This is a genomic window from Streptomyces sp. CNQ329 (assembly GCF_000482585.1).
Map to the genome: position 1 here is coordinate 1 of NZ_AXVU01000088.1, position 6,456 is coordinate 6,456.

Genomic DNA, 6,456 nt, shown 5'->3' on the forward strand with positions numbered 1-6,456 from the left:
GCGGAACTGGCCAGGAGCAGAGGGACGGCGAGGGCGGCCGCGCCCAGCGCAGCCGTGAGTCTTCGAGGGAACACGGGAGTCCTTCCGAGGTCATGGGTGGCGAACCTGTCCGGCGTGTGGGGTCCCCTGTCCGCAAGGCGGACGGAGTGCGAGCAACCTAGCGACTCGAACGGCGTTGCGGAATGGCCGGAGTTCAACACGTCCCGGTTCAGGACGTCTTCTTCGCCTTCGCCGGTGTCCCCTTCGCCGCCTTGGCCGCCGCCTTCGCCTCCTGCTTGTACGCCCGTACCTCCGCCAGCGTGTCCGGCCCCGTGATGTCCGCGACCGAGCGCCGGCTGCCGTCCTCGCCGTACGCGCCCGCCGCCTCGCGCCAGCCGTCGGGGGTGACGCCGTACTGCTTGCCCAGCAGCGCGACGAAGATCTGCGCCTTCTGCTTCCCGTAGCCGGGCAGCGCCTGCAGCCGCCGCAGCAGCTCCGCGCCGCTGCCGACGCCGCGCCAGAGGGCCTCGGCGTCGCCGTCGTACTCGTGCACGAGGTACGCGCAGAGCTGCTGGATCCGCTTGGCCATCGAGCCGGGGTAGCGGTGCACGGCCGGCTTCCCGGCGAGCAGCGCGGCGAACGCCTCGGGGTCCTGCGCGGCGATGGCGTGGGCGTCGAGGTCGTCACCGCCCATGCGGCGGGCGATCGTGTACGGGCCGGAGAACGCCCACTCCATGGGCACCTGCTGGTCGAGGAGCATGCCGATCAGTGCGGCCAGCGGGCTGCGGCCGAGCAGCGCGTCGGCCTCCGGCTGCTGCGCGAGACGGACGGTGACGTTCATACGAGCATCATGGCGCAGGCGGTCGCGGCGCCGCCGGGCAACACGCGGGTCCCCGGCGCGCGCCGTTGCACGCCGGGGACGGACAGGGGGCCTGTTCAGGTGACGGCGGGGAGGTGCTTCGCGCGGTGGGGGACCCGGCGCGCGCCGGCGACCGGGACGGCGGTGCACCGGCGGTCCCGCGGAGCCGGGTGGGTGCTCATGCTCCAGGCTGCGGGCGGGTGCGGCCGGACCGCCACCGGCGCCGGGCCGTACGAGTGACGCCTACGGCCGCTCCTCAGCCCTGCTCCAGCTCCTCGGCGAGCACCGTCAGGTGGCTGCGCTTCACTTCCTTCGTGCTGGTCAGGAGGGTCAGCGGCCCCTGGTGGTACAGCTCGCGCAGACGCGTCAGCGCCTCCGCGTGTGCGTCGTCGGACAGCTCCTGGCGGTAGCGGTCGGCGAAGTCGGGGAAGCGGTCGAAGTCCGCGTGCAGATAGTGGCGCAGGTCGTCCGAGGGCGCGATGGCCTTCAGCCACTCGTCCACGTGCGCCTTGTCCTTGGCGATGCCCCGCGGCCAGATCCGGTCGACGAGGACGCGCGTGCCGTCGTCGGGATCGGGGTCGTCGTAGACACGTCGAATCCGAGGGGGTGCGTGTTTTGTACTCATATGCCCACGGTAGCCGTGCGGCGAGCCCCCCGCGCCCGCCGCACGGCACCGCTCACTCCTCGACGGCCCCGTGTCCGTCAGCCGCCACCGCCCGGAGCAGCCCGCCCGCCGGCGGCGTGTGCCCGCCGGCCGGGGAGCCGGCCGTCAGCCGGGGGAGCAACTGTGCCGTGAGGAGGGTCGAGAGTGCGGAGACGTCGCCGCCCCCGCCGCCGTCCGTGCGGATGACCGTCGGCTGCGGCGCGCTGCCCGCGAGCGTCGCACCCACCTCCAGCCGCCGCCTGGCCAGCTCGTACTGGAGCACCGCGCGGTTGTCGCGGTACGCCTGCGCCAGCCGCCGCTGCGCCTTCGCCTCGTTCTCGGCGGCGATCAGGCCGCTGCGCCCGCGGGTCTCGATCTCGAAGCGGACCTTCTGCGCCTCGGTCTCCTGCTGCTCCAGCAGCCGGGCGACCTCCTCGCGGGCCCGGTTCAGCGCCGCCTTGACCTCGACGAACCGTGCGTCACGCGCCTTCTTCGCCCGCTCGATGTCCATCTGCAGGTTGTCGATGCGGCGCTTGCGGGTCAGGCCCCACTCCTGCTCGTACGCGGTCCGCTCCTTCGCCACCCGCTCGCGGGTCGCCAGGTGCTGCTGGTACTGCGCGGGCAACTGGACGTCGGGGATGTTGGCGCCGGTGATGCGCACGCCGTAGCGGGCGAGCTGGCGGTTGAGCAGGTCCTGCATGTCCGCGACGTCCGAGCCGCGCAGGTCGTACGCCCGCTCCGTGCGCACCCGGCGGGCCCGCTGGCGGATCGCGTCCTGCACGGCGCTGGAGAGCACCAGGTCGAAGTTGCCGGCGCCGATGGTGCGGACGAAGAGCACCGCGTCGGTGATGCGGAACTTCAGGAAGAACTCGATCGAGCGCAGCGGCACGTTCTCCTGCGTCGGGCAGGCCATGACCGGCGCCGAGTACGGGATCTCGGTGGCCGTGTCGACGACGAAGTCGACCCGCGACCAGGGGTGCCAGACGAAGTGCCGGCCCGGACCGAGCGTGCGGGAGATGGCGCCGTAGCGGGTGAGGACGCCGTTCGTCCCCTGCTCGATCTTCACGATCGACGAACGCCACCACCACAGCACGCCGACGGCCAGCAGGATGACGCCGGTGACGTACGAGGACGCCGCCAGCGCGTCGTACGCGCCTGCGCTCCAGCCGTCCTCGCCGCCGCTCTGCAGCCCGGCCATCACGCCGGTCGCCAGCGCCAGCAGCGAGAGCCACAGCGGCACCATCCACCACAGCCGGCGACGGTGGCGGGGGATGATGACGGGGATCAGGGTGCCGGCCTCGCCGCCGCGGAGTAGCTGGGGGATGTCCCCCCAGGCCGCGACGACTTCGGAGATGACCGACCTGCGCTTCATGGCCGTCGTGCTCATGCTCCCGCCTCCCCGTGTCCGTAGCCGGCGGGCCCGAAGCCCGGGCTCGTGTGTCCGTCTCCCCCGTGCGCGGCTCCCCCGTGCGCGGCTCCGCCACCGAAGCCGGCCGCGCTGCCGCTGCTCCCGCCGCTGCCCACGCCGCTTGCGAGGCCGGCACCGACGGGCTGCGGCGCCTCCTGCGGCTCCTCCCCGGTGCCGCCCGCCGGGGCCGGCACCGGCGTCGGCCGCTCGGCCTCGCGCAGCGCCCGGATCTCCGGCTCGCGCTCGGCGATCCGCGCCGCGACCTCGGCCAGCCGCTCCCGTACGGCGGCCATCTCGGCCTCCGAGAACAGGTCCGCACCGTGCTCGCCGATCAGCTCCCGGGCGAGCGCCAGGAAGTCGACGCCCGCCGCGCCGCCGTCCGCGCCGTCCACGGGGCCGCCGATCCGCAGCAGTTGCGGCAGGTGGTCGGCGACCTGCTCCAGGGTGTCGAGGACCTGCTGCTGGTAGCGGTACTCCAGGATCTCCGGCGCCTCGGCCGTCGTCACCGCGCGGATGTCGAGCGCCTGCGCCTCCAGCAGCGCGGCGTTCGCCCGCGCCTCCGACTCGGCCTGGACGTAGCGCTGCCGGGCCAGCGCCTCGGCGCGGTTGGTCTCGCGCTCGACGGCGGTGTCCATCTGGGCCTGGTACTGGGCGATGTCCGCCTGGATCGCGGACAGCTCCTCCTCGCGGGTCGCCAGCTCCTTGCTCAGATCGCCCTCGTCCTGCTCCTTGCGCAACTGCAGCGCGTACTCGTGGGTGTACGCCTCCTTGGCCATCCGCACCATCTCCGGCGCCGCGAGGTCCATGCGGTACGGCTGGTCGGAGGGCTCGGCGTGGGTGATGTTGGCGTTGGTCAGCTCGACCGCGGGCCGGAACTGGTGGTTCAGCGAGTCGAGCAGCCGGGTGGTGTCCTCGCCGACCATGTCGTAGATGCCGGCGGCCTCCTGCTCGTAGATGAGGCTGCGGATCGTTTCGCTGACGGCGTTGTTCAGCTTCTCCTCGAAGCCGCGCACGGCGCCGAGGGTGTAGACGAACTCGACCGGGTCGCTGATCCGGAACTGGATGAACAGGTCGATCGACGCCTTCATCCCGCCCTTCGTCGGCGCCTCGCGCACCGGCGCGTTGAAGGGGTACTCGCGGGTGGTGTTCAGGATGTACGAGACCCGCTTCCACGGGTTCAGCAGGATGACGCGGCCGGGGCCGACGACCTGCTCCAGCTTGCCGAACTTGGTGATCAGGGCATGACACCCATCGGGCACCATCACCATGCCCTGCCGCCACCACACGAACCCGACCGCGAAGACCGCCAGCGCCCAGTAGTGGAGGCCGAACACCGGGTTCGTCGCCACGTCGTCGCCGGCGGCGGCCACCGCGATGGTGCCGATGGCACCGACCACGAGCAGCAGCGACACGGGCAGCATGCTGAGGAACGAGCGCCCCCGCGGCAGCACCATCGGGCAGATGGCGTGCACCTGCTGCAGCCCCTCCCTCTGCAGCTCGCTGCGGTTCAGCACCTCCCCGGCCTCGTCCAGCGGCACGGACTGCTGCGTCATGACGGTGTCGAGGCTGCCGCCCTGGTCGCGGGCGGCGGGAAAGTCGGCCGGGTCCATCCCGTCCTCCCGGGCCGCGTCGGTACGACGGCCCCCGCCGCCTCCCCCGCCCTGCTCCCCGTCCGGCAGTCCGCCGCGTCGGCGCAGCTCGTCCTGGGCGAGCTGCCCCGGGTCGTTCCCCCGCATCACGGCCTGCGCCGCGCTTCTCATGGTCTGAGCGCGCGAACGTGCCATAGCGTCCCCCTCCTCAGGTCACGTGATCACTCTCTGCAATGACAACGGTCTCGTACAGTCGTGCGCAACTACAGACGCGGATCGTGACAACACGGGTACGTGGTCATTGCACGATTCCGGCAGTCGGGGGCGTTCAGTGGAGTGTCGCTCTGGTATTCCCGGCCCGGAGCCGGCCCTGGGGAACCGGTCTCGCCAGCGCGTCCGTTTGGCGGATCACGGCGCATGCGATCCCGGCGCCCGGTCTAGATTGGCAGGAGGGCGGCAGTCTTCGGGGGCGGAAGGGCTGGTACGGACCTGTGACCTCGCAGATCGACTACAAGGCGCTGTTCATCGCCGCGCCCAACCCGAACCTGGTGCTGAGCCCCGGCCTGGTGATCGTCGATGTCAACGAGGCGTACCTGCGGGCGACCGGCCGGACCCGGGAAGAGCTGATCGGCCAGTACATGTTCGACGCCTTCCCCCGCAATCCGGCGGACCCGCACGCGACCGGGATGCAGGACCTCTACGCCTCACTGCACCGGGTTCTGCGCACGAAGACGCAGGACACCATGGCGCTGACGAAGTACGACATCCCCCGCGCCGGCCGCCCCGGGGCGTTCGAGGAGCGGTGGTGGTCCCCGATCAACACCCCCGTCGTCGGGCCGGACGGACAGGTCGCGTGGATCATCCACCGGGTGGAGGACGTGACCCCGTTCATCCAGGCCCGCGCGGATCAGCCGGCCCGCACGGGCGAGAGGGACCGGGCACTCAGCGAACGCGAGGCGATGGACGCCGAGCTGTACGTGCGGGCACGGGAGCTGCAGCGGCTCAACGAGGAACTGCGCCATGCCCACGCCCGGGAACGGCAGGTCGCCGTGACCCTGCAGGAGACCATGCTCCGCTCACCGGACCTGGCACACCACGAACACATCACCGTGCGCTACCTGCCCGCCGCCAGCTCCCTGAACGTGTGCGGCGACTGGTACGACGTGATCGACCTCCCGGAGAACGGCTTCGCCGTCGCCGTCGGCGACGTCGTCGGACACGGCCTGAAAGCCGCGGCCGCCATGGGCATGCTGCGCAGCGCACTGTCCGCCGCGGTCCGGGCGCTGCAGGAACCGGGCAAGGCCCTGGACGTCCTGGACCTGTACTCCCGGGCCGTGGACGGCGCGCTGGCCAGCACCGCCGTCAAGGTCGTCGTCCACCCCGGCAGCCGCCGGCTCACCTACAGCAGCGCCGGTCACCTCCCGCCGGTCCTGCTGCACCCCGACGGCACCTGCGAGCTGCTGGACAAGTCCACCGACCCGCCGCTGGGCACGCGCCCCCTGCCCGTCTCGCGGCCCGCGGCGAGCCTGGACTACGGCACCGGCGACACCCTCGTCCTGTACACCGACGGGCTCATCGAACGCCGCGGCGAGGACATCGACGCCGGCCTGCACCGGCTGACGGACGCCCTCGCCCGCTACGGCACGGCCGACACCGAACGCCTCGCCGACGGCCTGCTCGCCCGCCTCGGCGTGGCCGGCGGCGCCCGCGACGACATCGCCCTGATCATCGTCCGCCTGTAACCCGCCGGTGCGACCCACCGGTCCGCCGGCCGTTCGAGCCTAGGCCGCTTTCCGCACCGGGACGCCGGTCAGCCAGGCCGTCACCTCGCGCAGCTCCTCCAGGTGCGTCCGCGGATCGAAGCCGTCGTCCGTCGCCGCCAGATACACGGAGTCGATCAGGGAGACGAGCCAGCGGGCCGCCCGTGCCGGCGGGAACGCGGGATGGTGGCCCCGGTCCGCCAGGCGGCCCAGGAGGG

5 protein-coding genes and 1 pseudogene are annotated in these 6,456 nt (G+C 72.4%); 1 reads left to right on the forward strand and 5 read right to left on the reverse strand.

The genetic code is table 11. The features are described 5' to 3' along the window. Positions 1–208 precede the first annotated feature (208 nt). The 4 genes from I003_RS0128560 to I003_RS0128580 form a co-directional block, all read right to left on the reverse strand. A complete protein-coding gene (locus tag I003_RS0128560) occupies positions 209–820 on the reverse strand; it encodes an HhH-GPD-type base excision DNA repair protein (protein WP_027774602.1) in 612 nt (203 codons plus the stop codon). A gap of 274 nt (positions 821–1,094) precedes the next feature. Next, complete coding sequence (locus tag I003_RS0128570) at positions 1,095–1,463, reverse strand: DUF488 family protein, N3 subclade (RefSeq protein ID WP_027774604.1); 369 nt, start codon at positions 1,461–1,463, stop codon at positions 1,095–1,097. 52 nt (positions 1,464–1,515) lie between these two features. Further along, on the reverse strand, positions 1,516–2,868 hold the full coding sequence (locus tag I003_RS0128575) for an SPFH domain-containing protein (RefSeq protein ID WP_027774605.1): 1,353 nt from the start codon (positions 2,866–2,868) through the stop codon (positions 1,516–1,518). After that, the gene (locus tag I003_RS0128580; protein WP_027774606.1) at positions 2,865–4,673 is read right to left on the reverse strand and encodes an SPFH domain-containing protein; all 1,809 of its coding nucleotides are present in this window, start codon (positions 4,671–4,673) and stop codon (positions 2,865–2,867) included. The genes I003_RS0128575 and I003_RS0128580 overlap by 4 nt, the downstream gene beginning before the upstream one ends. Positions 4,674–4,969: 296 nt before the next feature. Between I003_RS0128580 and I003_RS0128585 the strand changes: the two genes are divergently transcribed. Further along, complete coding sequence (locus I003_RS0128585; protein WP_027774607.1) at positions 4,970–6,220, forward strand: SpoIIE family protein phosphatase; 1,251 nt, start codon at positions 4,970–4,972, stop codon at positions 6,218–6,220. Between the two features lie 39 nt (positions 6,221–6,259). Here the strand turns inward: I003_RS0128585 and I003_RS33630 are convergent. Further along, positions 6,260–6,456, reverse strand: a pseudogene (locus tag I003_RS33630) (TetR/AcrR family transcriptional regulator); the annotation flags it as partial.